General features: G+C 60.3%; 19 protein-coding genes. 5 read left to right on the forward strand and 14 right to left on the reverse strand.

Annotated features, from left to right (window positions below; translation table 11 throughout):
• Window positions 1–7 precede the first annotated feature (7 nt).
• Genes ATE48_RS07190 through gspG form a run of 6 tightly spaced genes read right to left on the reverse strand, consistent with a single transcriptional unit; the run spans window position 8 to window position 4,072 of the window.
• Window positions 8–454, reverse strand: a complete 447-nt coding sequence (locus ATE48_RS07190; RefSeq protein ID WP_066769493.1) for a hypothetical protein — start codon at window positions 452–454, stop codon at window positions 8–10.
• On the reverse strand, window positions 444–1,013 hold the full coding sequence (locus ATE48_RS07195; protein WP_066769497.1) for a hypothetical protein: 570 nt from the start codon (window positions 1,011–1,013) through the stop codon (window positions 444–446). The genes ATE48_RS07190 and ATE48_RS07195 overlap by 11 nt, the downstream gene beginning before the upstream one ends.
• Window positions 997–2,070 (reverse strand): hypothetical protein, encoded by a 1,074-nt coding sequence (locus ATE48_RS07200; RefSeq protein ID WP_228126833.1) that lies wholly within the window; start codon window positions 2,068–2,070, stop codon window positions 997–999. Before ATE48_RS07200 ends, ATE48_RS07195 begins: the two co-directional genes overlap by 17 nt.
• A complete protein-coding gene (locus ATE48_RS07205; protein ID WP_066769502.1) occupies window positions 2,003–2,983 on the reverse strand; it encodes a type II secretion system protein GspK in 981 nt (326 codons plus the stop codon). Before ATE48_RS07205 ends, ATE48_RS07200 begins: the two co-directional genes overlap by 68 nt.
• Complete coding sequence (locus tag ATE48_RS07210) at window positions 2,980–3,585, reverse strand: type II secretion system protein (protein ID WP_228126834.1); 606 nt, start codon at window positions 3,583–3,585, stop codon at window positions 2,980–2,982. Before ATE48_RS07210 ends, ATE48_RS07205 begins: the two co-directional genes overlap by 4 nt.
• The gene (gene gspG / locus ATE48_RS07215) at window positions 3,575–4,072 is read right to left on the reverse strand and encodes a type II secretion system major pseudopilin GspG (RefSeq protein ID WP_228126835.1); all 498 of its coding nucleotides are present in this window, start codon (window positions 4,070–4,072) and stop codon (window positions 3,575–3,577) included. The genes ATE48_RS07210 and gspG overlap by 11 nt, the downstream gene beginning before the upstream one ends.
• 182 nt (window positions 4,073–4,254) lie before the next feature.
• Between gspG and ATE48_RS07220 the strand changes: the two genes are divergently transcribed.
• The 5 genes from ATE48_RS07220 (at window position 4,255) to ATE48_RS07240 (ending at window position 8,353) form a co-directional block, all read left to right on the forward strand.
• Entirely contained in the window at window positions 4,255–5,880 is a 1,626-nt protein-coding gene (locus ATE48_RS07220; protein ID WP_228126836.1) for a GspE/PulE family protein, read from the forward strand.
• Window positions 5,877–7,076 carry a type II secretion system F family protein gene (locus ATE48_RS07225; protein ID WP_066769510.1) on the forward strand — a complete coding sequence of 400 codons (1,200 nt, stop codon included), beginning with the start codon at window positions 5,877–5,879 and terminating at the stop codon, window positions 7,074–7,076. Before ATE48_RS07220 ends, ATE48_RS07225 begins: the two co-directional genes overlap by 4 nt.
• A 3-nt stretch (window positions 7,077–7,079) precedes the next feature.
• Complete coding sequence (locus ATE48_RS07230) at window positions 7,080–7,661, forward strand: prepilin peptidase (protein WP_066769511.1); 582 nt, start codon at window positions 7,080–7,082, stop codon at window positions 7,659–7,661.
• Window positions 7,658–8,080: a hypothetical protein gene (locus ATE48_RS07235; protein ID WP_066769513.1), complete on the forward strand. Its 423-nt coding sequence runs from the start codon at window positions 7,658–7,660 to the stop codon at window positions 8,078–8,080. Before ATE48_RS07230 ends, ATE48_RS07235 begins: the two co-directional genes overlap by 4 nt.
• Before the next feature lie 84 nt (window positions 8,081–8,164).
• Window positions 8,165–8,353 (forward strand): hypothetical protein, encoded by a 189-nt coding sequence (locus ATE48_RS07240; RefSeq protein ID WP_066769516.1) that lies wholly within the window; start codon window positions 8,165–8,167, stop codon window positions 8,351–8,353.
• Here the strand turns inward: ATE48_RS07240 and ATE48_RS07245 are convergent.
• From ATE48_RS07245 to ATE48_RS07275, 8 genes are all read right to left on the reverse strand, one after another.
• Window positions 8,350–8,922, reverse strand: a complete 573-nt coding sequence (locus ATE48_RS07245; RefSeq protein WP_066769518.1) for an SCO family protein — start codon at window positions 8,920–8,922, stop codon at window positions 8,350–8,352. The genes ATE48_RS07240 and ATE48_RS07245 overlap by 4 nt on opposite strands.
• Window positions 8,922–10,301, reverse strand: coding sequence for a TolC family protein (locus ATE48_RS07250; protein WP_228126837.1), 1,380 nt, complete (start codon window positions 10,299–10,301; stop codon window positions 8,922–8,924). Before ATE48_RS07250 ends, ATE48_RS07245 begins: the two co-directional genes overlap by 1 nt.
• A gap of 11 nt (window positions 10,302–10,312) precedes the next feature.
• Window positions 10,313–11,662: an HlyD family type I secretion periplasmic adaptor subunit gene (locus ATE48_RS07255; RefSeq protein ID WP_066769523.1), complete on the reverse strand. Its 1,350-nt coding sequence runs from the start codon at window positions 11,660–11,662 to the stop codon at window positions 10,313–10,315.
• Window positions 11,659–13,548, reverse strand: coding sequence for a type I secretion system permease/ATPase (locus ATE48_RS07260; protein ID WP_228126838.1), 1,890 nt, complete (start codon window positions 13,546–13,548; stop codon window positions 11,659–11,661). Before ATE48_RS07260 ends, ATE48_RS07255 begins: the two co-directional genes overlap by 4 nt.
• Before the next feature lie 133 nt (window positions 13,549–13,681).
• Window positions 13,682–13,843, reverse strand: coding sequence for a hypothetical protein (locus ATE48_RS19710; RefSeq protein WP_156767650.1), 162 nt, complete (start codon window positions 13,841–13,843; stop codon window positions 13,682–13,684).
• A gap of 260 nt (window positions 13,844–14,103) precedes the next feature.
• Complete coding sequence (locus ATE48_RS07265) at window positions 14,104–22,389, reverse strand: beta strand repeat-containing protein (protein WP_228126839.1); 8,286 nt, start codon at window positions 22,387–22,389, stop codon at window positions 14,104–14,106.
• 352 nt (window positions 22,390–22,741) lie between these two features.
• Window positions 22,742–24,196, reverse strand: a complete 1,455-nt coding sequence (locus ATE48_RS07270; protein ID WP_228126840.1) for an ATP-binding protein — start codon at window positions 24,194–24,196, stop codon at window positions 22,742–22,744.
• Between the two features lie 146 nt (window positions 24,197–24,342).
• Window positions 24,343–25,302, reverse strand: a complete 960-nt coding sequence (locus ATE48_RS07275) for an SCO family protein (protein ID WP_066774693.1) — start codon at window positions 25,300–25,302, stop codon at window positions 24,343–24,345.
• Window positions 25,303–25,312 lie beyond the last annotated feature (10 nt).

Consider the following 25,312-nt stretch of genomic DNA (forward strand, 5'->3'; position numbering starts at 1 on the left):
TCGTTGGCTAAGGCTCAATCACCGGCAACGCGAAAGCCTCAACCGAACGTATCTCGCGGCGACGACGTAGCTGCACACGCTGTGCCGAGATTGCCGAAACCCGCCAACCATCTCGGTAAATATCGCCAACGCGCAAAGCCCGCCTTTGCCGCGACCAGGCGCCGTCAACCACATAAACGATCGCCGCCTCGCCTTGAGCTTCAATGGCGGTGAGATCACGGCGAAACAAAAGCGCGATATCAGGCGCTGGCGGCGCCTCTGGCGCAAGCTCGGCGGGCGCTGGGGCAAGCCTTTCAAGGCGCTCGCGCATGTCACCGGCTTCAACTCCGGCATGTACAAGGGCGGGGGCGATAATTGGCGCTGCAACAGGCGCCGAAGGCGGCGGCGTTAAGAGCCAGCCGGCGGCAAAACCTGCTGACACGCCAAAGCCCAAAATCAAAAGCTCAACTTTCATTGCGCGCGCTCCCAGCCAAAGTGGGCGCCTCAATAATTATGCTAAGTTCTGGACCGGCCTCTTGCTGGCGAAGCGCAATAGCGCTGACGGCATAGCTTTTGTCACTGACTTCCAGCGCCGAGAGCAAAGCTAAAAAGCTTTGCCAATCAAAACTGGCTTCGACCTCAACCCGCACCAGCCCGACAGCGCCGCGCCGCGCCGGCGCTTCTTCTAGACGCACGCGCGCCCCGGCCATGCCCGCGCCTTGGCAAAAGCCTTCAATCTCACTTCTAACGCTCTCGCCGGCGAGCGCATCATCCACGAACGACCAGCGCCAAGCGCGGGCGACCTCATGGGCAAGCTCTTGGCGATAAGCCACATCTTCAAGCGCTCCATGAAGACCCGTCAGCGCCGCTAATCTTTGCTCGGCCAAATGCGCCGCCCGCGCTTGGCTTTGGGCCCATTCGATGGCGCCGGCGCAAATAAAGCCCGAAAGCGCCGCCGCTAAAATCGCAAGCGCGGCGCGCTCACGCGCGGTCAGCGCCTTAAACTTGCCGGCAAGGCTAGCGAACAGTGTCAAGATCGGCCCCCTCGCAAGCGCTCAAATCGGCACGCACTTCAATTTCGCGGGGGCCCGCAATTTCAGGGGTCGCGTTGCAAAGATGCGGCTGCGCTTCGATCGCACTTACAATTTCGCGCACCGGCGTCTCGCCAATGGCGCTTTCAAAACTAAAGCTCAAACCGGCGCTATCGGCGCGCCAGGCGCGCAGATTTAAACCAAACTCGCCGGCCGTTTCTTGCGCCTCGGTCAACGCCGTCAAAACCAGGGCCCGATCTGAGGCGGCGCTAAAGGCCTCAACCTGACGATAATGCAAAAGCGCCCGCGCAAGCTCGCGATCATCGCGAAACCGCGCCTCAAGCTCACTATGGCGCGCGCGCGCCTCAGCACTATAAGCGCCAAAGCGCAGCCCCTGCCCACAAAACAGAGCGCTCGCCGCCAGCGCACACAACGCGGCGCTAAAGCCAATTTTTTCAACATCGGCCCATGACAAGGGCGCCTTCACAAGCGACCGGCGCCACGCGCCATCTGCAAAAGCCGCTTCAATTGGCGAAGGGGCAAGTTCAGGCGCCGCCAAACCTTGCGCTTCAACGCTCAACACAAAAGCGCGCCATTGCGCCGCCGATAAAGCCTGCCGCCGCCAGCTTGAGGCGATAAGCGTCTTGTCTTGCCAATATTGCGCTTCATAGCCTTCAGCGCAGGTAATTACGCGCCAACCATCTTCGCCGACGCCGCGCCAAACACTCTCTGGCGAAATCTCTGCGTTCGGAAATTCTGCAGACTTGGCTTTGTCCCAATACCAGATCGAGGCGCCTTTGGGAGCGCGCAAAATCATCATTCCGGTGTTTGGGTAAGGCGCATGCGCTTCGGCAAAAAGCTGACGCGCCTTGGCGAACTCAGCGTTCGATAAATCGGCGGGACGTTCAAAGAACCTATATCGGCAAAGCGCCCGGCTTAACACCAGATCGCGTCGGCGCGCCCTGGGCGGCCCCGCTTCAAACGCGCCCTCCTCAAGAAGCAGCCGCGTCGAGCGCGATGGTGGTGACTTCTTGGTCATGTCTTGAAGGAGCCAATCCAATGCTGCGCTCTTGGAGCCAACGAAACGGGCGCTGCGCCTCGGCGTTCTCAAGCTGCAATAGTCTTTCAAACCCATCAAAACCGCTTCGCGAACCGAAAACGGCCTGCACGCGAAATCTTCGCCCGGGCGCAATGGCAAAGCCGGCGCTAGGCGCATGCGCAGCGTTCCCTAACCGCGCCTCAAGCTGGGCAAGATCGGTAAGCGGCGCGACCTCGCGCTCTTGGGCAAAGTCCATTGCGGCGCGCCGGTCGGCAAAGATCGCCGCCAACACCTCAAGCGGCGCGGTGTTAACATTAAGCGCCGCCTCGCTTGGCCCAGCGGCGATAACATCCCACACCCGGGCGCGCGCACTCACCGCCTCGCGCCATCCTAAAACCTCAAGCGCCTGCCATCGCGAGACGATTGGCCGATTGGACGGCGCCGGCAAAGCCTCCGCCGCATAACGGTCAGCTTCTGCGCCGCCTTCGCGCACCAAATCATCGCCGTCGGCAAAATCGGCCATCGCCGCCGCCAACGCCTCGCTCTCAGAGGCCCCCGTCAGATCATTCAATAATTGGCCAAGCGCCTGCGCGTCGGCGTCATTTAGATTTATAAGACCTGCTTCATCTTGAACTGCAATCAGTGTCTGGGGTTCTAAGGCGAGCCTTTGCCAGCGCCCATCGAGCCTCAATTCATCATCGCCGCGTAGCCTCACCGCACGCGCCTCGCTGCGGCCGGTCAAAATCGCAAATGCGACATGCGCCATCACCGATTCTGCTTCGATGCGACGGGCGCCGCCCTGCTGGAGCCGCGCTTGGCTGGTTTGCATATCGCTAAAGACGCGCGCTGCGGCCAACACCAAAAGCGCTAACACTGCGACCACGAAAATCGCCAATAAAAACGCATAGCCGCGTTCTTTTGTTCGCGCGCTCATGAAGGCGCCCCTCCGGCCCGTTCAATGATCGTGCGTTCGACCAAGGCGCCGCGCCTTATTTGAAAACGCACATAAGGCGCGCCCGGCCCCTCCCAGCGCCCGTTCCACGAGCGCCCATCGCGGCTATAAGAAAAGCTTGCCTCTGCGCCGTCTTTGAGCGCCACCAGCACGCTTTCATTGGCGCCCGATCGGCATCTAAGAGCGCCGGCGCGTACGATAAGTTGAATAACGCTCGCCCCGGCGCTGGCGCACGCCAGCGGCTGAGACAAAGCCGGGGTCGCCAAAAGCGTTTGCGCATCACCCTGAAGACCAAGACTTGCGACTCGATTTCGGCCCGGGACATGATGATCGGGGGCCTCTTCATCGGCGCCATCTGGATCTGGTTCGCTCAATGCGGCGCGCAGCAAAAGCCGCAACTGGCGCTCGCCGCGCGCTTCATCCAAGCTTTGATTTGCGCGCGCCGCTACATTTGCGCTCTGAGCGCTGGTGCGCGGCAAGAGCGGCAAGATCATCAAAGTCAATAAGCCGGTCAACGTCACCACAACGATCGCTTCAATAAGGCTGAAGCCGCGTTCGCCGCGACGCGTTCGTTCAGGGCTCATCGCCATAGACAATATCGCTCGCCAATCCCTCCCCGCCCGGCGCGCCGTCTGAACCCAGAGACAAGATACGCGGGCGGCCAAAATCGCCTTCAGGCGGGCTATAAAGATAAGCCCGGCCCCAAGGATCGATGGGGGTTTCTGCATCAAGATAAGGCCCGCGCCAAAGCCCGCTATCTTGGCCTGCGGGCGGCGCGTTCAATAATTCAATACCTTCTTGTTCGCTGGGATAGCGGCCAAGATCCAATCTCATGGTCTCAATGGCGGACGCGATCGCCCGGATCTGCACCCGCGCAGCCGTGACTTTCGAGCGGTCAAGCTGGGCCATGAGCCTTGGACCCACTAAGGCGGCGATAAGCGCGATGATCGTCAGCACGATCAACACTTCAAGCAGGCTATAGCCGCGTTCGCGTGCGCGGCGCCGGGCGTGCTTTGAGGCACGGACGTTCGATGATTTTAGATCTGGCTTCACGAGCGCCAGTATCGCCAAGCCCCAAGCCGCGCAAAAGCCAATTAACCCCGGTGGCGTCCCATCCGCCAAAGACGGGAAATTGTTCGCGCGGCGCGCGCGCGCATTGGCCGCCCTTTAAAGCTGCGCTTAGATTCAAATGAGCTGGCGGAAACACCACTTAAATGCACCCATTGGGCGAAATATTGATAAAGCGCGGACTTGTGTCGGCGCCCGATTATGAGCTGGCGCAAACCGGCAAAAGCCCAAGCGATCTCGTCGGCGCATTGGTGCGCATCGGCGCGGTCGGCGAAGATGAGCTGATCGGCTTTCTAAGCGAACTGTTTTTTATTGAGCTCTTGGCCCCCGATGCGCTGCCCGATTTTGAGAACGTGCGCACAAGCGCCGCGCACTTAAACCTGCCGCACACATGGCTTATCGCCAACGCCATCATTGTCTGGCGCTCTGGCGACGGCGCCTATAACGCCGCCGGGCCCGCCCTTTATGATGCGGCGCTGCAAGAAGCGCTCGAACAATTGACCAAAACCAGTGTTCGGCTGTTTTTGGCGGCGCCTGGATCCATCCGCCAGCTGTTGGACGGTTTGGGCGCAGGATCAGCCAACGCCAGCGCCCGCGCTGAGGCGCTAGATCCCAAAAGACTTGCCGAGCGGGCCGAGGAAGCGCCGGTCATCGACTTCGTCAACGCCGTCTTTGCCGAGGCCCTGCAACGGCGCGCCAGCGACGTCCATTTTGAACCCTTCGAAGACAAATTGATCGTACGCTTGCGCATCGATGGCGTGCTCTCTGTGCGTCGCTCCGGCGATGTTCAAATGTTCGACGCCGTCGCCTCACGGATCAAGCTGTTATCGGGCATGAACATCGCCGAACGGCGCCTGCCCCAGGATGGGCGTCAAAGCATCCGTGTCGCCGGGCGCGACATCGATGTGCGCGTCTCGTCGCTGCCAACCACATGGGGTGAATCGATCGTCGTGCGCCTTCTAGGCGCAACCCACAAAATTCCAGCTTTGAGCGAACTTGGTCTGCGCTTGGAGCAACGCACTCTGCTGGGCCAGGCCATCAAAGCCCCCCATGGGCTGGTTTTGGTAACAGGCCCCACAGGCTCGGGTAAAACCACCACCGTTTATCGCCTGCTCTCAGAACTAAATGACGGCGTGCGCAAGATCGTCACCATTGAAGACCCGGTCGAGTTCGATCTGCCGGGCGTTATGCAAATGGGCGTTCGATCAGACATCGATCTTGATTTTGCCGCAGGCCTGCGCTCGATCTTGCGCCAAGATCCCGACGTCATCTTCGTCGGCGAAATTCGCGACCGCGAAACCGCCCAAACCGCCGTGCAAGCGGCGCTCACCGGCCATTTGGTGATCTCCACCGTCCATACCAATTCGGCCTTAGGCGCGGTTTCAAGACTTCACGACCTTGGCGTTGAGCCGTTCTTGTTTGGCGAAGTGCTGCGCGCCGTCGTCAGCCAACGATTGCTGCGCTGTCTTTGCCCTTCCTGCGTCGACGCCGATGGCGATGCTCTACACATCGCCAAAGCACAAGCAGCCCTCAACCATGAGACCCACGAAAAAGCCCCGCTCTGGCAAATCGCCAAAGGCTGCAAAGACTGCGCTCACACCGGCTATCGGGGTCGTATCGGCGCCTTTGAGACGGTGCGCATAAGCCCGGCTCTGCAAGAGGCGATCCGCACCCGCGCCGGCGAAACCCAATTGAACGCTCTGGCCCGCCAAGAAGGCTTCACCTCTCTTATGCAAGCTGGGCTCCTGCTGGCGCGCGAGGGACGCACCAGCATCGTTGAGGCCTTACGTGTGTTGAACGAGGCGACATGAGCGAGCGCACATTTTCAGTGCGCGTCAGAAGCGCCGGCGGCCAAGCTGAAATTCAGAGCCTACGCGCCCAAAGCCGCGATGAGGCGCTGCGTTTGGCCTTCGCCCGCGGCGTTCACGTGCTGGAACTCAAAGAAGAGAGCGCCGCTAAACCAGCCAACGCCAAAATCAAACCCGATGAGGCGATATTATTGTTGCGCCAATTGGCGGTGATGCTGGGCGCAGGCGTTCAATTGTTGGACGCGATCGAAACCCTGGCCGAAGCGCTGAGCCCCAGCGCGGCGGCGGCGGCGTTGAACAAGCTTAGCGAAGCCTTGCGCCGCGGCGAACGTTTGGGCGATGCGCTGGAAAACAATCTGCCGATTTATCCAGCTTATGTTTATGGCCTGGTGCGCGCCGGCGAAGCCACCAGCGCCCTCGCCAAAGTGCTGGAAGAAGCCGCCAATCAATTGGCCTTTGAACGACGCGTCGAGCGCGACATCATCAATGCGCTAAGCTATCCAGGCTTTTTGATGCTGAGCGGCGCGGCAAGCGTTGCCTTCTTGCTTTATTTCGTCGCCCCCCGCTTTGCCTCGATGCTTGCCGCAACGCGCGCTGCGCCCCCGCCGATGGCGCGCTTTGTCCTCGACGCCGGCACGGCCTTTCACGCGCACGCGCCCTTTATTGTCCTCTGCGCTTTAGCGCTTGGCGCAAGCGCTATGATGTTTGCACGCACAGCGCTCGCAAAAACCTGGTTGGCGCGGCTTTTGGAAGCGACGCCCGGGATCAACAGCCTCATCGCAGCGCGGCGACGCACCATCTGGTCACGTATTGGCGCGCTAAGCTTGGGCGCCGGCATTCCAATACTCGACGCCATCTCTTTGGCCGCCGGCGCGCTCAAAGACGGCCAGCTCAAAACCAAACTTTTGGCCGTCATTCCCGCCCTCCGCGCCGGACGCCCGATCGATGCGGCCTTTCGCGAAACCGGCGCTGTCTCGCAAATCGATGCAAGCTTGCTGCGCGCCGGGCAACGTTCCGGCGCGCTTGCCAAAATGCTGCACGTCATCGCCGACCGACACGAAGAAGATCTCCGCGACATCATCAAACGGCTGACCTTAATCCTTGAGCCGGCCTCGATTGCGTTTGTGGCGCTGATGGTGGGCGCGATTGTGCTCTCCATGGCCTCGGCCTTGGTCGGGGTTTACGAGACGATCGGATAGAAGATGGTGATCGAGCCGCTTCAGCTATCGCTTCTCATCGTCGCAAGCGCGCTCTGCGCGCGCGCCGCCAAACGCGATCTTGTCATCCCGCTCTGGGCGAGCCTCTTGGCTTGCGGGCTTTTGGTGTTCGCCGGCGCTCTGATGGGCGCGCTTTATGCGGCGCTTGGGCTTTTGGTGGTGATCTGCAGCTTCATCATCGAAACCGATCGGCGCTTTCAACTTATCCCTGACGAGTTTGTCTTGGGTCTCATCGCCATCGCCTTGACCTTCGCCTTGGCCGGCGCCGATGAGGCGCTCTGGGGCGCAGGTCTTATCGGCTTTGTGTTTTTCGCCGTGCGCCAGACTTTGTCATCCTTGCGCGGTCAAGAAGTGATGGGCTGGGGCGATGTCAAATTCGCGGTCGCGATTGGCGCGCTGCTTGGTCCTATGCACGGCTTTTACGCAGTCGCCATGGCCGGCGCCGCCACCAGCGTCTTTTTAGTGGTCCGCGCCCGCACCGGCGCTTTGCAGGCAGGCGCCCCCTTCGGCATTGGATTGGCGAGCGCCACCATCATCGTCGCCATAGCCAAAGCGATCGCGCTATGACCACAAACCCCTCACGCGGCTTTAGCACGCTTGAAGTCATCGCCGCCGTTGCGATCATCGCGGTTGCACTCGTGCCGATCGCGGCGCTGCAAATTCAACTCTCGCAAAGCCAGGCAAGATTGGCCGCGCGCACTGAAGAGGCGAACAGAATTGAGAACGCCATCGCCATCATGCGGGAAGTCAATCCGCTTTTGACTCCCAATGGCGCCCAGGCCATCGACGAAAACGCCGTACTGCGCTGGACCAGCACGCCGCTTTCAGCGCCAACGCCCAGCACCAATCCAATCGGCTTTGAAGTTCAATTGTTTAGATTAAATGGCGCTGTTGAAACCGCTGGCGCAAGCGAGGATGCGGTTGAAATCGACGTCATCGGCTTTCGCCGTCTCGCCAACGCAAATTCCGCCCCCAATCGGGAATAAACCCCGCGCCCGCGCGTAGTCTCACATTGGCCTCACGATATGGGGGCCACAAGGCCAGACCCCTAAGGCGCAAGAGACGGGTTTATGCACAATATCGCCAAGCAACGCGCCTCGCGGTCAGCCTTTATTGTCGTCTCCAACCCAAGCGGCGCCGGCGCGCGCGCCAAAGCCAACCCCAAATTCACCGGGCTTTTTTTGCTGGGCGCGGTTTTGGCTTCACTGACGCTCTGGGCGATGCTCTTTGCGCTCGGGTTTGCGCTCTTTAGCCACTAAGCGCCGATCACCGACCCCAGGCGCTCATCGATCAGCGTTTGGGTTGAGCCATAGGCGATAACATCACGCACAATAGCGCCGCGATCGAGCAAGAATACTGTCGCGGTGTGATCCATAGTGTAATCGCCCGAGGCGAGCGGCGTTCTGGTTGCGGTAATGTCAAAGGCGGCGCGCAAGCGGCCCAACGCCGCCTCAGATCCGGTAAAGCCGGTGACATTGGGACCGAAGCCCGAAAAGTAACTGGCCATCCGTTCGGGCGTATCGCGCTCAGGATCGACGGTGACAAAATCGATCCGCAGCGCCGCCCCAGGCGGCCCTAACCGTTCGGCGCTTGCGGTCAATTCATAGATCGTAACCGGGCAAATTTCCGGACAATGGGTAAAGCCGAAAAACAACGCCCGCGGGCGCCCGCGCAAACTGCGCCAAGCAAGGTCTTCGCCGCCTGAACTGGTGAGCAGCACATCATCTATGCCGCGCCCAAGCGCGCTCAATTCTGATGTCTGCCCCCCGCATGCGCCAAGCCCCAGCCCAGCCAGACATGCGCCCAACATCTTACGCCGATCGATCATCACCAAAGCTCGTCATTGTCCACGATCACCGGGCGCGGCGCCCGTTCACGGCGCGGATGGGCCTGGGCTTCCACGCCCAGCACCGCACCAATAATGCCGATCGAAGCGGCAAGCGCCCGTTCAGCGATGACAAGATCACGTTCCGCTTCACTAACGCCGACGCGCGCGGCCAGCCATTCTTGCTCTTGATTGAGCACATCGATCATCGAACGTTGACCAAATTGCTGCTCACGCCGTGTGCCGCGATTGGCAAGCTCTGCCGCCTCTAAACGCGCCCGCGAGGCTTCAAGCCTGATCTGGGCGGTCTCGCGCGCCGACCAGGCGACATTGAGCTGCTCATGCACGCGCCGTTGAATGTCCAAAAGCTCATATCGGTTGGCGTCGGCGACATAACGCTCGCGCCGCACCCGGGCGTGATTGGCGCCGCCCGAGAACAGCGGCACCGAAACGCGCACCGAAACCGTGCTGTCGAATTGTTGTTCAAAATCGGTGTCGCCGCCAATGGCGTCATAGGTTGAATTGGTTGATTCCAAAAACAGGCGCAGCCGTCCCGCTGATGCGGCAAGATCGACATTGGCGTTGGCGCCGGCAAGCTCGGCCGCCGCCGCCACTATTCTTGGATGCTCATCGCGCGCCATCGCCCAAGCATCGTCAAGATTGGTCGGCAGACCGACAAGCGCCGGCGGCGCGCCAAGCTCGCCCGGCGTATGGCCGACAATACGTGTATAAAGCTCGCTTGCTTCGACAACCCGCGCCCGCGCCCGCGCAAGATCGGCCCGCGCCTCGGCCACCCGCGCCTCAGCTTGGGCGACATCAGTGCGGGTTAAAAACCCTTCGCGTTGATTGGCCCGTGCAAAGCGCACTTGTTCTTCAAGATTGGCCAACGATTCTTGCTGGGCGATCACAGCCTGACGGGCAAAAATCGTCTCCGCATAAGCTTGGGTAAAATCCAAAGCCAGACGCTGGACCGCATCTTGATAGAGCGCCACTGACGCGGCGATCTCCGCGCGCGCACGCCGGGTTGAGGCCATCACCCGCCCTGAGCCAAACAACAAGGTCGAGGCCCGGACTGAGGCGATCCAATATTCAGGTTGCTCGCGAATGGTAAAAGCCGGCAGGTTCTCGCGCTCGGACCCATCCTGCTCGATCGCTTGAGCTTCGCCCGTCACTTGCGGCAAGAGTTCAGACCAAGCTTCCGGCAAAGATTGGCGCACCGCCCGCACCCGCGCCCGCTCGCCCGCCAGCGCCGGATTGGTCGACATCGCGATCGCCGCTTCCGATTGAAAGCTTGGCCCTTCGGACATAGCCCGCGTTTGGGCCCAGCTCGGCGCCGCTAAAGCCCCCGTCAGCGCAACCGCCAATATCAATTGCTTCGACAAATTCATCGCTTTCAGTTCTCTCTGAACGAGCGCCAAACCGCCTGCTCCAAAGGCTCAAGCAGATATTGCAGCGCCGTGCGCTTGCGCATCGGGATCACAACTTCAACCGGCAGGCCCGGCGACAAACGTAGATCACGTCCACCCATCGCCGCGCTGATCCGCGCAAGCTCTGCCCCTTGCACGCGCACTTCGGTTTCAAAATAGCGCGCGCCGCTGCGCGCATCTTCAAACCGGTCGGCCGACACCCGCGTCACCGCACCGTGCACATAGGGCATTTGGCGCCCCTCAAACGCCGCCAGGCGCACGTTCACCGGCTGACCGGTGACGACATTGTCTGCATCCATCGGCCGGATCCGCACGCGCATGATCATGTCCTGCTCGTCCGGCACGATTTCCAAAATATGCTCGCCCGGCCCCACAACCGCGCCTTCATTGAAGAACGCAAGACCAACCACCGCCCCGGCCGCCGGCGCGCGCACACGCGAGGCTTCCAATTGGGTTTTTACCGCTTCAAGGCGCGGAATAAGTTCAGCCAATTGGGTTTCGGCAAGACGCAATTCTTGCGCAATGAGCTGGGCCCGGTCTTCGCGGATCGACAAGGACTGCATCCGCGCTTCACCAACGCCGCCGCGCGATTGTTCAATCAACGCACTCAGTTCGGCGCGCCGGCCGACCAATTCAGCTTGTGCACGCTCCACTGAGCGCACCCGGGTTTCGGCGGCAAAGCCTTCAGCCGCCAACGTGCGCAAACCTTCAAGCTCTTCGCTGATCAAGGCGTTTTGCCGATCGATGGCCGCGATCTGATCTTGATAGCCGCTCATGCGCGCGTTCAATTGAGATTGGCGCTCACCTTGAATGCCGGTCTGAGCAAACACTGCCTGGCGACGGGCGCGCAATTCGGTTTGCTGGCGCGCCAACACCGCATCAGCGATCAATGTGTATTCATCCGATAATGCGGCCCAGCTCTGGGGCCGTTCGACCTGGTTGCGATGCGCCGCTTCTGCCAATAGCCGCGCGCGTGAAGCTTCCAATTCGATCTTTTGACCGGTGAGCGCGCGCTCTTGAGCTTGAAGTTCAACCGCCGCCAATTCGACCAGAATCTGGCCTTCGACCACGTGATCGCCTTCACGCACGGCAACGCGCGAAATCACCCCGCCTTCACGGTGTTGGACCACTTGGCGATTGCCCGAGACGATGACTTCGCCGGCAGCGACCACCCCTGCATCGAGCGGCGCAAACGCCGCCCACATCCCGAACACGCCGAAAAATATGAAAATGGCGACAAGACCAATACGGCCCTCGCGCCAAGGATTGTCATTGATCACCGGTTCAAAATCGGTCGGCGGCGGCGTCATCTTCATCGCTCTGCCCCCACAGGCGCTGCAGCGCCCGCGGCGGCTTGCAATTTCGCAAGCACCGCTTGACGCGGACCAAATTCAACAATGCGGCCCTCACGCATCAACATCAGCTTGTCGACGACATTGATGACGCCGGCGCGGTGGGCCATGACGACAACGACCCCGCCGCGGGCGCGCACCGCCTGGATGGCGCCGGTGAGCGCAGCTTCCCCTTCAGCATCCAAATGCGAGTTCGGCTCGTCCAAGACCACCAAACGCGGATCATTATAAAGCGCCCGCGCCAACGCGACGCGCTGGGCCTGGCCGGGTGATAAACCTGCGCCAAGGGTCCCCAATTCGGTTTCATAGCCTCGAGGCAGGCGCAAAATCAGTTCATGCGCACCCGCTTGCATCGCCGCGGCGACGACCTTTTCGCCGATCGCGTTGGCGCCGCCATCCTTGGACGCAAAGGCTGCGATATTATCGGCGACCGTGCCATCGAAGAGTTCAATGCGCTGAGGCAAGTAACCAATGTGAGAGGCCAGTGCTTCCTCATCCCAATCACTATAGCGGGCATTGTCGAGCCGGACTGCGCCCATGCGCGGAATGCATGCCCCAGCCAGCACCCGCGCCAATGTGGTTTTGCCGGCGCCGCTTGGGCCGATGACGCCCAAGATCTCGCCCGGCTCAAGTTGAAAACTAACCGCCTGCAACGCCATCGTGCGCCCGTCGGGAGCCGTGGCGCTCACTTGCTCGAGCGAAAGCTTGCCTTGCGGCGCCGGCAAGGGCGTGCGCTGGAGTTGCGGGGGCGCACCAGAGAATAGTTTTTTCAAGGCCTCATAAGAGGCATACGCCAATCCAATTTGGCGCCAGCCGCCGACGATCTGCTCAACCGGCGCAAAAGCCCGCGCTGTCAAAATCGTCGCCGCAATAATAGCGCCCGGGGAGATTTGCCGCTCAACCGCCAGATAAGCGCCAAGCCCCAAGGCCGCCGATTGCAGCAACATGCGCATAGCTTTCGTCGCCGCCGCATATCCAGCGCCAGTGATCGCAAGTCCGGTCTGCGCGCCGACAAATTCGGCCCGCGCCGCGGCGCGCCGCTGGCGAAAACGCCGATTGGCGCCCAAAGCATGAATGGTCTCAGAGGCGCTAAGATCAGCTTCACTGGCGCTATAAAACCGCGTCGCAAGCGCTGAAAGCCCAGCTATGTCATCGCGCGTGCGCCGCTCGTTGGCGAGCGCCAACAAAAAGATCAGCGCCGCGCCCGCCAGCGCCAGCACCCCGATCCAAAAATGAATGACAAAGCAGATGAAAACAAAAAGCGGCGTCCACGGCAGATCCAAAAGCCCGATCGCTGCAGGACTGGTGATGCCGGCGCGCAAATTATCAAGATCGCGGGCGCTGGCCTCAGGCTGAGCCCCGGCGCGGCGCGCCCGCATGCCAGCTTCAATCACCGCATCGGCGGCCAAACGCTCAACGCGGACCGCCGCACGCGCCAATAAGCGCCCGCGCACGCCGTCAAGCAGAGCCATGATCGAAAACGCGCCGACCAGAATGACGCTCAATAAGACAAGCGTCAGCACCCCGCCGGTCGGGATGACCCGGTCATAGACCTGCAGCATGTAAAGCGAGGGCGCGAGGTATAAGATGTTGATCGCGGCGCTAAAGATGAAAATCAGCACCACATGGGTGCGCATATTCATCAAAGCGGCATTGAGCATCTGGCCCGAAGTCCAAGCCGGAACGCTCTGAATCGGGGCGTTGAAAAACCTATCGATCGCGCCGCGGACGCGCGCCCAAAGCGCAAGCGGCGGGGCCGATATTTTCGCCCAAAGCGAGCCTGGCGCAGAGGCGCCGAGCTTTGCTGTAAGACCCGATACATTTGGTAGTTTAAAACGCAATCCCGCCACGGACCGACCCATCTTTGCGACGCGTCCCAACCTGTCGCGGCGGGCGCTTCACAGACAGGCCTTTCTCCAACCGGGTTTGAGTTTACCCCCGACGCGCGCGCGGCAGGCCTAAGCTCTTAACAAACATCGTTGATCAACCGCCAAGCAAGGCGAAAACGCCGGCAAACCAGAGTGCAACATAGCTAAATAGCGCAACTCCAGACCAACGTATTTCGCCGCCAGCATGAGCAAGCTGCATCGCCCATGCGCTAAGCGCGCCGCGCTCTTGGCGCGCGCTTAGATGATTGCGTTTCATCGGGTCTCCCCTCGCCGATTGAACCGGAGACCAGCTTAACCAAGACCCGATTACGCCAAGGTGACGACCAGATTACGCGAAGATAACAGCCAGCACTTCAAGCGCGACCGGCGCAATCGACCCGCAACTTTTTGTACAAGACAAAAAGCTCTTCGACAAAGACGGGCTCGCAGCGCGCTTTATGCGCTGCGAGCCCGGGTGCATGCGTTGGGTGCTCATGCCAAAGGCCGGCCCGGGCTTTCGCCCAAGCCGGCTAAGGCTCAAGGTCCCCCAAAGATGAAATCGGCTTGAGTGATGACATTGGCGCCCGTGCCATTGACGCCAGAGAGCAGGATCGTGCCAAAGCCTGCAATCGTCACCAAGGTGTCAGCGCCAAGATCAGTGATCGTCACATTAGCGGCGAAGTTCGCCGCGTTGATGCCGAGCGCTGAAACATCGAGCAGATCCTGACCGCCGGTTGCATTGGCGTCAAAGCCGGCAATCGTGTCGGCGTCAAAGACGCCGCTGAACACGAAGCTATCATTGCCAGTGCCGCCGTTCATGATGTCATTGCCGGCGCCGCCGTTCATGATGTCATTGCCGCCGCCGCCGGTTAAGGTATCGACGCCAAGTCCGCCGATCAGCGTGTCGTTGCCAGCCGCGCCATCAAGATTGTCGGCGCCGTTACCGCCGGTGATGACGTTGTTTAGACCATTGCCGCGCGCGGTGATGGCGCCGGCCCCAGTATAAGTCAGATCCTCAAGGTTATTGCCGAGCGTGTAAGACGCCAGCGAGGTCAAGATGAGATCGACGCCTTCATTGGCGTTCTCGGTAACGGTGATGCCGGCGCGATCAATAACATAGACGTCATTGCCAAGCCCGCCGCGCAACACGTCGGCCCCGCCCGTACCGCCATCAAGACGGTCATTGCCGGCGCCGCCGATCAAGAGGTTGGCAAGGCCATCGCCGGTGAGCGTGTCATTGCCGGACCCGCCAGTGACGTTCTCGACGCCAACCAGCGTGTCAGAACCTGTCTGAGCGCTGCTTGAGGTCCCGGTGGTCAGATTGACTGTCACATCAGCGCTGATCGCGGCCAATGTGTAGGTATCAACACCGCCGCCGCCATTATATGCGTCATCGCCGTCGTTCAACGTCGCGACAATCGTGTCATTGCCGGTTCCGCCATCGATCGTGTCTGAACCGCCATTGCCGGTCAGCGTGTCAGCGCCGCCCAGACCATTGATAATGTCATTGCCAGCGCCGCCGTTCAGCACGTTGGCGTTGCCATTGCCGTTCAAGATAAGACCATTGGTGATCGCCGCAGTGCCGGCGCTGGTGACCAATTCATTGAAGCCTTGGCCATCGGTGTAGCTGATCCGCACGCTGATAACAGCGCCAAGATCATCATTGGTGAGCACGTAAGTGGCGCCCGTTGCGCCAACAATCGGCACACCATTGCGGAGCCACACCGTCGTCGGGGCCGTGCCGACGCCGTCGGGATCTGCGCCAATCACCCGCGTCAAGGTCTGACCGACATTGGTCGCGCCTGTAATGGTGAGCGCGCTCGCGCCATCATTGACGGCGGTGATCGGACCTGATCCAGCGCTGGTGACGGTCTCGCTAAAGCCTTGGCCGTCCGTATAGACCACGCGCACTGCAATCGAAGCGCCGACATCATTGGCTGTTGTCGTATAATTTGCCCCAGTGGCGCCGACGATGGCGACGCCGTTGCGCAGCCATTGATAGGATGGTGCAGGACCTGCGCCATCTGGATCTGCGCCCAAGCTTGCAGAGAGCACGCCGTGCTCAAGCGTTGAGCCGGCGATCGTTACCGGCGCTGCGCCGTCATTGATCGGCGTAACCGGCGCGGTGCCTGCGCTGGTGACCACTTCGCCAAAGCCATCGCCGTCAACATAGGTTGCCCGCACGCTGATCACCGCACCGACATCGGCCGCCGTCAGCGTATAGCTGACGCCGACTTCACCGGCGATGACGACCCCGTTGCGCAACCATTGCAGGCTTGGCGCCGTGCCTGCCCCGTCCGGATCAGCGCCGAGATTTGCGCTCAGCGTTTGATGTTCGTTAGCGAGCCCGCTGATCGTCAGCGGCGCTTGGCCGTCATTGACGACCACCACGCCCGAGCTTGGCGTCACATTGACGTTGACCGTCGCTGTCGCAACACCGCCCATGCCGTCCGAGATCGTGTAGCTGAAGCTGGCCAGACCCGAAAAGCCCGCCGCTGCCGCAAACGAAAGCGCTCCGTTCGACAAAAGCGAAATCGTGCCGCTCGCCAAACTGATCGGCCCGGCGCTAAGCGCAATGCCATTGATGTGAGTGATCGTGAGCGTCTGGCCGCCATCCGCATCCGCATCATTGGCCAGCGGCTTGATCATAATCACCCCGCCTTGCAGCACGCTTGCGACATCGTCGAACGCAACCGGCGCCGTATTGGCGTTGGCGACGACAAGGCTTGCGCCCGAAATCGTCGCATTGTCGGCCAACACTGCAAAGATGTCGGCGACCGAGACACGCACATCGGCAAACTGCAAGAACTCGATATTGGTGACGCTCTGAGTGTCGCCCGCATCTGTGATGGTCAGCGTCTGACCGGTTCGGTGGAAGCTATAGCTTGCAAACACACCGTCGATGACGGCCGTGTCGACGCCGCCGCCGCCGTCAAAGCTGTTATTGCCCCCGCCCCCTGTCAGCACGTTGTTGGCGTTGTTGCCGATCAAGGTGTCGTTGCCGATGCCGCCAGTTGCGTTCTCAATATCATTGATGAACTGGAAGATCGTGCCGCCGGCGCCATCATCAACAATCTGACCGATCACATCTTCAAGCACGAACGAGCCGTTTTGATCTCGATCGGAGGTGATGATGCCGGTTGCCAGATTGATGTTGAAATCGCCGAACTCGCCTTGGAACGAGATCGTGTCTTCACCGGTCCCGCCTGAGATGATGTCAGCGCCGGTATCGGTTGCGATCAAAGCTGCACTGACGCCCGCCGCCGTCAGCCCGGCAATGAGATCGCCGTCGACTTGCGGCTCGATCGGCCCTGACAGACCGCCCCAGAGCACATCATTGCCCGCTTCGCCGAGCAATTGATCTTGGCCGCCGCCGCCAATGATCGTGTCATTGCCTTCGCCGCCAAAGCCAATATCGGCGCCGGTGCCCATGGTGATGAGATCATCGCCTAGACCGCCAAAGAGCTGGTCGTTCAAGGCTCGTCCATCGATCGCATCATCGCCGACGGTGCCGGCGATGACGTCAGCCGGCGCGCCGGTGCGTGGACCGATGAGCGCAACGCCAGGCTGGCGATTGTCGAGATATTGAATGGAGACGTCAGCGCCGTCGACATAGCCAACGATCATGCGCCCATCATCAATGCCGGATGTCGAATGCGCGCCCGGGGTTCCGGTGGTGGGATCGCCGACAACGATTTGCTGGCCAACACTTTGACCGGCCATATCGAAACGCTGACCCAAAATCCCAGCGCCCGCTTCCCACGAGACAAAGAAGCCGTCTTCAAGGCCCCCAGGCGTCACCCCGGTTGAGGCGACTTGGAAGTCGACATTCAAAGCAAGGCCGGTCGCAAAGGTAATGACCGGCGATGGGCTCCAATTGGAGCCGGCGCCTGAATAGATAACGCCTTGAATGGCGATGCCGCCGGCGCCGTCCGATGCGCCCCAGAAGACGCCAAACGAGCCGTTTTGTTGGGGCACAATCATCGCAGATTGTCCGCCCGCAACAGCACCCAAGCTGGTGGCGAACGGCAATGCCAGTTCTGCGTAAGTGGTGACGCCTTGGGCGACCACATCAACGCCGACGCCGCCGCTTTCGCGATCGGCGGCCGCATTGACGCTCGGCAGATAGATGCGCAGGTGAACCTGCTCATCGACGCCAATATAGCTCACCACCAATTGGCCGTCATGGAGACTGCCCATGGTCATGTCGCGGCCCTGGATCACCGTCGCATTGGCCGGAACATTGTTGGCGGCAAACAAGCCAAGATCGGTGATGACAATGGCGGCGCCGTCATCGGCCGTACCGCGCACGCCATCAAGACCAATCGAAATCGGCGCCGTTTCAGAGCCAACGCCAAAGCCTGCAGGCGTTGATGGAATAAGATTGCCGAATGCATCGGTGGCCAATTGGCCTTGGCCGCCATTCAAGATCGGCAAGCCGGCAGCGTCGACCAGAATGTCGTAAACCGGGATCTCATAACGGGCGAGCATCAGCGCGCCATATTGATCGCCGCTCACCGCATCGAGCACGCCGTCATTTTGCAATTCAAAGCCGACATGGAAGCCGACTTCGAGCGTGTCGTTGGCGCCATCGACGATCTCATAGCCTTGAATGGTGGGATCAATCGCAATGCCTGCGCCATCTGTGCCGACGACAACAATTTCACCACCCGGAATGCCCGGGCCCGGCACGCCCCCGGCGCCGCCGCCGCCCAACACCACATGCGTGTTGGTGCTGGCGAACGCCAAGTGGATCGATGTGTCAGCGCTATCATTGCCCAGCACATCGCTCGATTGCCAAACGGCGGTCATGCCAAGACCGGCGGTCATCGCCACATCGATGTTGCTGACAAGGTTATCGAGATAGATCCCGCCTAGACCACCATCGGTAAGCTGGGTGTTGACGCCCAACAGAATCGGATCCGGGCGCCCAGTCGTATCATAGCTGATCGCCCACACTTGCGTGTTGGCGCCGGCGCCATCAGCGACGATCCATGAGATCCCCGCCCCGTCTTGCAGATTGGTGACGGCAATGCCCGAACGCTGATCAGCGGGCGTACCTGGCGTTGGATCAACATCGACCACCACTTCTTTATATTGACTTGCGTCATCGAGGCTCCACGCCACCGGCGTGCCGTCAAAGCCTGGATCAAGCGGCGGCGGCGAACCTGGGAAGGCAAGCGAAATCGTCTGCGCGCCGGCCCCGCCATTGGCGAGATCGAGGAAGCGCAAATTCTCAATGCTATAGAGATTGTCGATGCCGTCATGAGTCAACGGATTGCCAGCAGCGTCCGTGGTTGCACGAAGATCAATAACTTCGTAACTGCCATCGCCATTGATGGTGATCGAATAATCTTGCAGACGGCCGGTATAGACCGAGGTGTCGTTACCTTCGCCGCCGTCGATGATTTCAGGAATACCAGCAGCGCCGCGCACGCCCGGGCCACCTTGAATGGTGTCATCGCCCATGCCGGCATAGATATAATCGACAAGACCATCAGCGTCGGAAATGTCGCCGCGGATAGTGTCATTGCCATTGGTGCCGATGAGCACATCGCGGCGCGCTTGGACGCCGCCAGCAGGCGTTACAAGATCGCCAACGATCGGATCTGGATTGACCGCATCGCGCGTATCGATGACACGACCGACAAGATCTGAGCCATCGGTATAAGCGCCGTTGTCGTCGGTGTAGACGGCAATGAAGCGATCGCCCAAAAGTCCGGCAATAACGCCATCGCTTTGATTGCCGCTCGTCGTTGCATTGACGACGATGGCGTTGCCTTCCGCCGCCATGTTGAGCGCAATGCCGGTCACCGGATCCAGCAGAACGCCGATGTGCTGGGCCATAAGATCGTTGCCGGTGGCGCTGACCGAATTCCAGGCGATGGCAAGATCGTTGCTGTCTTCGCCGCTCAAACCGGTGACTTGCAGATTGCCTGTGCCTGGCGCGTAGCCGAGCGGCAATTGCGCCACTGCGAACGGCGCTGGCGGGGCGCCAAAGCCAAAGCCTTGGCCATTGATGCCGTTGCCGGCCGAACTCAACATCGTCGCCATGACGGTGTAGCCGGACGGAGAGGTCGCATCCGCCGTCACCCAGACAATGGCGAAATTCACCGCCCCGGCTGAAACGATGAACGCATTGGTGCCGGCAGCGACCGGAAAGCCTGCCGAAATATTATCGCCGGCCGGGAAATTGATGATCTGACCCAAATCATCATAGCCGCGGAACATGACCTTTTCACCGCCCGCGCCATCTTGAGCGATCCAGACAATGCCGGTCTCAAACGTGTGCAAGGATGAGGTCGACGGATTGCGCCCGATAAAGCCGCCGCCATCGGCTTCTTCATCGCCGACCCAGACCGCCGCATCCATAGTGCCGAAGCTGTTATCGAGCCCGGCAATGCCATCAAGGCCCCCGCCAACCGGGGCGCCTGGATTGCCAAGATCATCCAGCGGCAGTTCAAAGCGCTGCAGCATGATGCGACCATAATCAGCCGCCAATGCGCCATCGGCGCCGTCAAGATGCGTCGACACCCAAACGACATTGTAGCCTTCGTTCATGCCTACCGGCAGCACCGAGCCGCCGGTCGGGCTTGTCAAAGTGCGATCAAGGAATGAGCCGAAGATCGCCGCATCGTGCTGGTCGACATTGGCCTCGACCAGAACCGAAAGCTCGACCGAGGTCAGTTGTCCTGGGCCGACGAAATTGGTGCGCAACTCGCGCGTTGTGTCGCCAACATTGTCGCGCTGGTCCCACACCACCGCCCAACCTGAATTGGCGCCGCCTGAGGCGACCACCGGATTGGTTTCAATGCCGATGCCATCGCTGATGTCGATCGTGTTTGGAATGAACGCATCCGGCGCCAAGATCACGTCGAAGAATTGACCCCGAATATGGGTGTCGGCGCCTGGGCCGGTGCTATTTTCCCAAACCACCGCGATAAATTCGCCAACGCTGTCGGAAACGCTTGCATGTTGCTGGATGCCGGCGCGGGTATTGGGGTTGACGATAAAGCCGTCCACATCGGGCGCGCCGTTCGCGTTCGGCGCAGTGTCGGCGTCTTCATTGGTCCAGCCCCAGGCAGTCGGGGTGATCGGCGCAGGTCCCGCGCCCAAAAGTTGGGCCGCGGTCAAAGTGACGCCATTGCCCAAGAACTGGAAGTTCTCAACGCTACGGGTGAAATCCACGCCATCGCCATTGGCGCGCAGATCGGTAATGGTGAAAAGCCCATTGCCCTGCGAGACGATCTGATAATCGTCATTGGAGCTGTCGCCATCGATCGAGAAGCGCCCGTTCAGCACCAACGTGTCTGAGCCGCCGCCGCCATCGATCGTATCATTTCCGGCGCCGGCAATAATGGTGTCATCACCAAGCCCGCCATCCATGATGTCATCGCTTTGACGTCCATCGATCGTGTCTTGGCCAATCGTGCCGACCAAAATGTCAGGCTGAACCCGGCCGCGGGTTTCAAACTCGGGATCACCGATCAGCGAAACGCCTGGGCCATTCAGCACAATCGGATTGCCGAGCGGGTCAAGTCGTGTGTCAAAAATCTGCGCGCCAATATTGGCGGCGTCGCCCGGGGTTGAATTATCTTGGTAGACGGCGATGTAGCGATCGCCGATCAGACCCGTGGTTGACACATTGGTGGCGTCAAGCGGGGCGTGGAAGACTGAAGCTGCAATTTCATTGGCAAGCCCACCGCCGGTGAAGCTGCGCGTATAGATCGCCTGCGTGCCCGCATCATCGGCCGTCCACGAGACGGTAAAGCCGCCATTCTCCAACGCGGCCATCGAAAAATCAGCAATGGCGTTGGACGCGCCGTCGAGATTGTCCAACACAATAACGCCGCTCGCGGTCCAGCTGCCGGGGGCTGCGCCAAGCGTGAAGACGCGCGCCGCCAACACATTATTGGCGCCCAACGTCGCAACCCATGCGACGACGAAACCGCCGCCTTGAATGCCGATCACGTGCTGTTGGCTGCCGGCGACGATCGGCGCCGTCGCGGTGTTCACATTGCCCTGGTTGACCCCGGCAAGCGCGTTATTTTGCGTGCCGTTGTCGTTATAGACGCGAATGTTCAACCGGTTGTTGGCGTCGATCCAGGTGATGATGATTTCATCGGCGCCGCCAAGGTGCGCATGAAGCCCAGCGACCGAGGGATCGCGGCCATTATTGGAAATCAAAAGTTCGCCATCACCGGCGCCGCCAACGGCGCCATCGACACCGACAGCGACAGGCGGAGCTGATGGATCAGCCGCCGCATCAAGCGGGGTTGCAAAACGCTGCAGATAAATTGAGCCATTGGAGTGAGCCGCGCCCGCGCCTTCAACCCAAACCGCATCAAACCCATCAATGATCGGGCGGCCTTGAGCGTTGTCTCGGCCATAACCCGAAATCGCAAGATCGTGCTGGTTGACGCCAACGTGCGAAGAGATCGCAAGCTCGCCGCCCAGCAGGCTGCCCGAAACGCCATCATAATAACGCAGCACCAATTGCGCGACAGCGCCATTGGTCTCGCTCCAGGCAATGCCATAACCCATGCCTGAGCCACCGGCGACAATCTGCAGATCGGTGATGTTAGCGCTGGTCGCATCGCTGGCGATGACGCTCGCCAGCACCGGATTGGGCAAACCTTGTTCATCATAGAAGCTGACATTGACGGCGCCGCCGGAGATCCAGCCCACCGCAAATTCAACCCCGCCATTATCGGCAACCACCGGAGAGGTCTGTGCATTAAGGTCGCTATTCAGCGACAACGGATTTTGGTTTTCCGCACCCCAGATATTGATCGGCACGCTCGTTCCCTCGGCTTTCTGCACAGAACGTCCAAACGCGCGCACGCGTTTTGGACTTAGTCAGAGCTAGATTGACTGAAATTCACGCCCGCTCCATCGAATAAAATTCGCGCGCATTGAGCGTAAACAACTTGGCGCGCATCAGGCTTTGAGAACGCACTCGCGCCGCTGGAACATCAAATTGAGAATTGATCCGCGACGAATGCTTTGATGAGCGATCTAAGCGCGCATCCATTCTCAATTCGCCGACCGCAAAGCGCCTCAAAATTGAGAACGGCTGCTACGTTTATCCCGCAATACAAACCGATGTCAGGCTGTCGATTGTTTTGGAATAGTGTTCTTAACGCAACGCCAAGACGCGCGAGCCGCGCGCACCCTACTCAGCGCTCACACGCGTCAATGTCGTGCTGGCCGGCTCTTCGGTATGAGGAAAAGTGAGCTCGACGCGAAAGCCGTTGGCGCTCGCCAATTCGACCTTGCCGCCATGCATATCCATGATGCTTTTGACGATCGCAAGCCCAAGCCCCGAGCCCGCTTGCGCCCCATCGCCGCGCTGGAAGCGGGTAAATAGATGAGCGAGCAGATGAGCCGGAACCCCCGGACCATTATCCTCAACCTCGATAATCGTCGATCCAGCGCTCTGGCGCGCCTGCAGCTTGACACACGATCCCCTTGGCGCGTGGGTCAAGACATTGGTGATAAGATTGGAAAGCGCCCGCTGCAACAAAGTGCGGTCGGCCCAAACCCGACCTTTGGCCCCGACAACGCAAAGCTCGATGCCCGCATCGTCGGCCGGCGCCGCAAAATAGTCGGCCAAGAGCCCAAGCTCGCGTTCAAGATCCAGCCACTCAGAGCGCAGCGCCACTTTGGTATTTTCAGCCCGCGCAATGAACAAAAGCCCCTCGGTCATGGTGCTGAGCTCATTGCATTGGGCCAATATGCCTTCAATGCCGCTGCGATAATGTTCTGGACTGCGCGGCTGGTTCAACATGAGCTCAGCCTCAAGACGCATGCGTGAAATCGGCAAACGCAATTCGTGTGACACATCATCAGCGTATTGGCGCAGCCGATCGCGCGTATCGGCAAGCTCACCCAACATACGCTGCTGTTCGATAGTGTTGCGCCGAACCAGGGCTGCAACCTGAACCGCGACGGCGACAACGATCGCCATCACAAAAAACACCGCTATGGCAAAGCTGAGCTCCAAACCCTGCATGCCGTGGGCGCTTGCCAATTGCGCGTCGAGATTTTCGCTGCGCTCACGCTCGACCATGGCCGAGGCCGCTTCAAGGCGCGCCATCAATTGACTAAAGGCGCGATCGGTTAAAACCATGTCACGACTGGCCTGAGTTTCGCGTCCGGCGGCGAAATTGTCGAGCGTAGCGTGGGCGACCTCAAGCAGTCCTTGCATCTGCAGCTGCGCGCGCGTGATCTGCGCTAAGATTTCATCATCACGATGAGAAATCCGGTGCGCTTGAAAATCGCCGATCACACTCGACATTTGCACATCAAACTGATGCGCCGCCGCCTCAAGCCGGCGCCGTTCTGCTTCCGGATCGCGGGTTTCAAACACGTCATTGGGCGGCGCATCGACAGCGCGCGCGCGGCTTGCCAATTCAATGATTCGGCTCTGGCGCGCCGACCAGAGCCGGCTCGTATCCGCCCCCTCCTGGAAAGCGGTCAAGGTCGCATGATTGAGCAAAAGCACAGCGCCCAAGGTCACAAGATTGAGCCCCGCCAGCACCACATACAAAATATCGAGCCGGTCTTGGCGCAAGCTGAGGGCGTTGACAAAACGCGTCGGTGCAAGCGCCTTAGCTAATCTGTGCATCGCGCACGCCTCATCCGCGCCATTGGGCGCCTGGTTCAGACGCAAGATTTGAACCGGCATTTTGCCGCGAGCGACGTCAAAAGCGATGAAGGCGAGTTCCTCGCCTCTTGTGCTACATGTTTTGCTTGCAGCGCTCGGCGCTAACCTTAACGCCGCGGTGAAGCTGCATTTGGCGCAGCGCCCGCCGCTTGATCCTGGCGCTCCAAATACTCGATGAGCTGATTGACCTCAGCCTCGTTCAAACCGAGATTGGGCATCGGCACATTACGATAACGCGACAGCAACGCCAAAGCCGTGGCGTCACGTTCGGCCAAGACCCGGTCCGGCTCTCTAATCCAACGCGCCAACCATGCATGCGGCCGCGAGCGAGTAACCCCGGCAAGGTCAGGGCCCAGCCGATCACCCTCGCCCAAAGTGTGACACGAACGGCAGCGGGTACGGAAAAGATAAGCGCCTTGCGATGTGTCGGCCACTTGCCCGGCGGCGCTATAGCTCAGACGCGGATTGACCGGCGCTGTTGCATAATTTTGCAGCGTGCGCGCCAGAAGGTCGGCAAGCAGACGTGGCGATTCATAAGCGGAGCGACGGATCCACTGGCCGGTCCGCTCATTGCCGACAATGATGCTGGTGTCATGATCGCGGAGATTGCGCTCACCAACAGGACGAAGTCCAAGGCGCCGTTGCAGCAAATCAATGTCGGCGCGCGAGCCGGTCAAGAACGTCCAGCCGGGCGCGACATCATAAGAGCGCATGAAGCGGCGAAGATCGGCCGGCGTGTCGCGCTCAGGATTAATCGAGATCGTATACATGTGGATCTCGCGTCCGACCCGATCGCCCAAAATGCGCTGCACTTCGCGCAATTGCGCCGTGTCGAGCGGGCAAATATCGGTGCAGGTCGTATAGACGAAATTGATCGAGACAATCTTGCCTTGGATCATGTCGTCGTAAAAGCGCAGCGATCGCCCGTCCTGATCTTGCAACACGACATTGGGAAAATAATCACGCCCCCAGCGCGGCTGAACCTGCTGAGCCCCGACCGGCGACGACCAGAGAAAAACCCCGCAAAGACCCAATAGCACCGACAGCGCGGCCCAATATCGACGCATCAATACAAAC

The organism is Candidatus Viadribacter manganicus (assembly GCF_001679665.1).
GTDB lineage: Bacteria > Pseudomonadota > Alphaproteobacteria > Caulobacterales > Aquidulcibacteraceae > Vitreimonas > Vitreimonas manganica.

Excerpts from the sequence above, each read along its gene's own strand:
- ATE48_RS07190 (WP_066769493.1), bottom strand. The coding sequence starts at position 454 with ATGAAAGTTGAGCTTTTGATTTTGGGCTTTGGCGTGTCAGCAGGTTTT.
- ATE48_RS07205 (WP_066769502.1), bottom strand. The coding sequence starts at position 2,983 with ATGAGCGCGCGAACAAAAGAACGCGGCTATGCGTTTTTATTGGCGATT.
- ATE48_RS07210 (WP_228126834.1), bottom strand. The coding sequence starts at position 3,585 with ATGAGCCCTGAACGAACGCGTCGCGGCGAACGCGGCTTCAGCCTTATT.
- ATE48_RS07225 (WP_066769510.1), top strand. The coding sequence starts at position 5,877 with ATGAGCGAGCGCACATTTTCAGTGCGCGTCAGAAGCGCCGGCGGCCAA.
- ATE48_RS07230 (WP_066769511.1), top strand. The coding sequence starts at position 7,080 with ATGGTGATCGAGCCGCTTCAGCTATCGCTTCTCATCGTCGCAAGCGCG.
- ATE48_RS07235 (WP_066769513.1), top strand. The coding sequence starts at position 7,658 with ATGACCACAAACCCCTCACGCGGCTTTAGCACGCTTGAAGTCATCGCC.
- ATE48_RS07240 (WP_066769516.1), top strand. The coding sequence starts at position 8,165 with ATGCACAATATCGCCAAGCAACGCGCCTCGCGGTCAGCCTTTATTGTC.
- ATE48_RS07245 (WP_066769518.1), bottom strand. The coding sequence starts at position 8,922 with ATGATCGATCGGCGTAAGATGTTGGGCGCATGTCTGGCTGGGCTGGGG.
- ATE48_RS07255 (WP_066769523.1), bottom strand. The coding sequence starts at position 11,662 with ATGAAGATGACGCCGCCGCCGACCGATTTTGAACCGGTGATCAATGAC.
- ATE48_RS19710 (WP_156767650.1), bottom strand. The coding sequence starts at position 13,843 with ATGAAACGCAATCATCTAAGCGCGCGCCAAGAGCGCGGCGCGCTTAGC.
- ATE48_RS07270 (WP_228126840.1), bottom strand. The coding sequence starts at position 24,196 with ATGCACAGATTAGCTAAGGCGCTTGCACCGACGCGTTTTGTCAACGCC.
- ATE48_RS07275 (WP_066774693.1), bottom strand. The coding sequence starts at position 25,302 with ATGCGTCGATATTGGGCCGCGCTGTCGGTGCTATTGGGTCTTTGCGGG.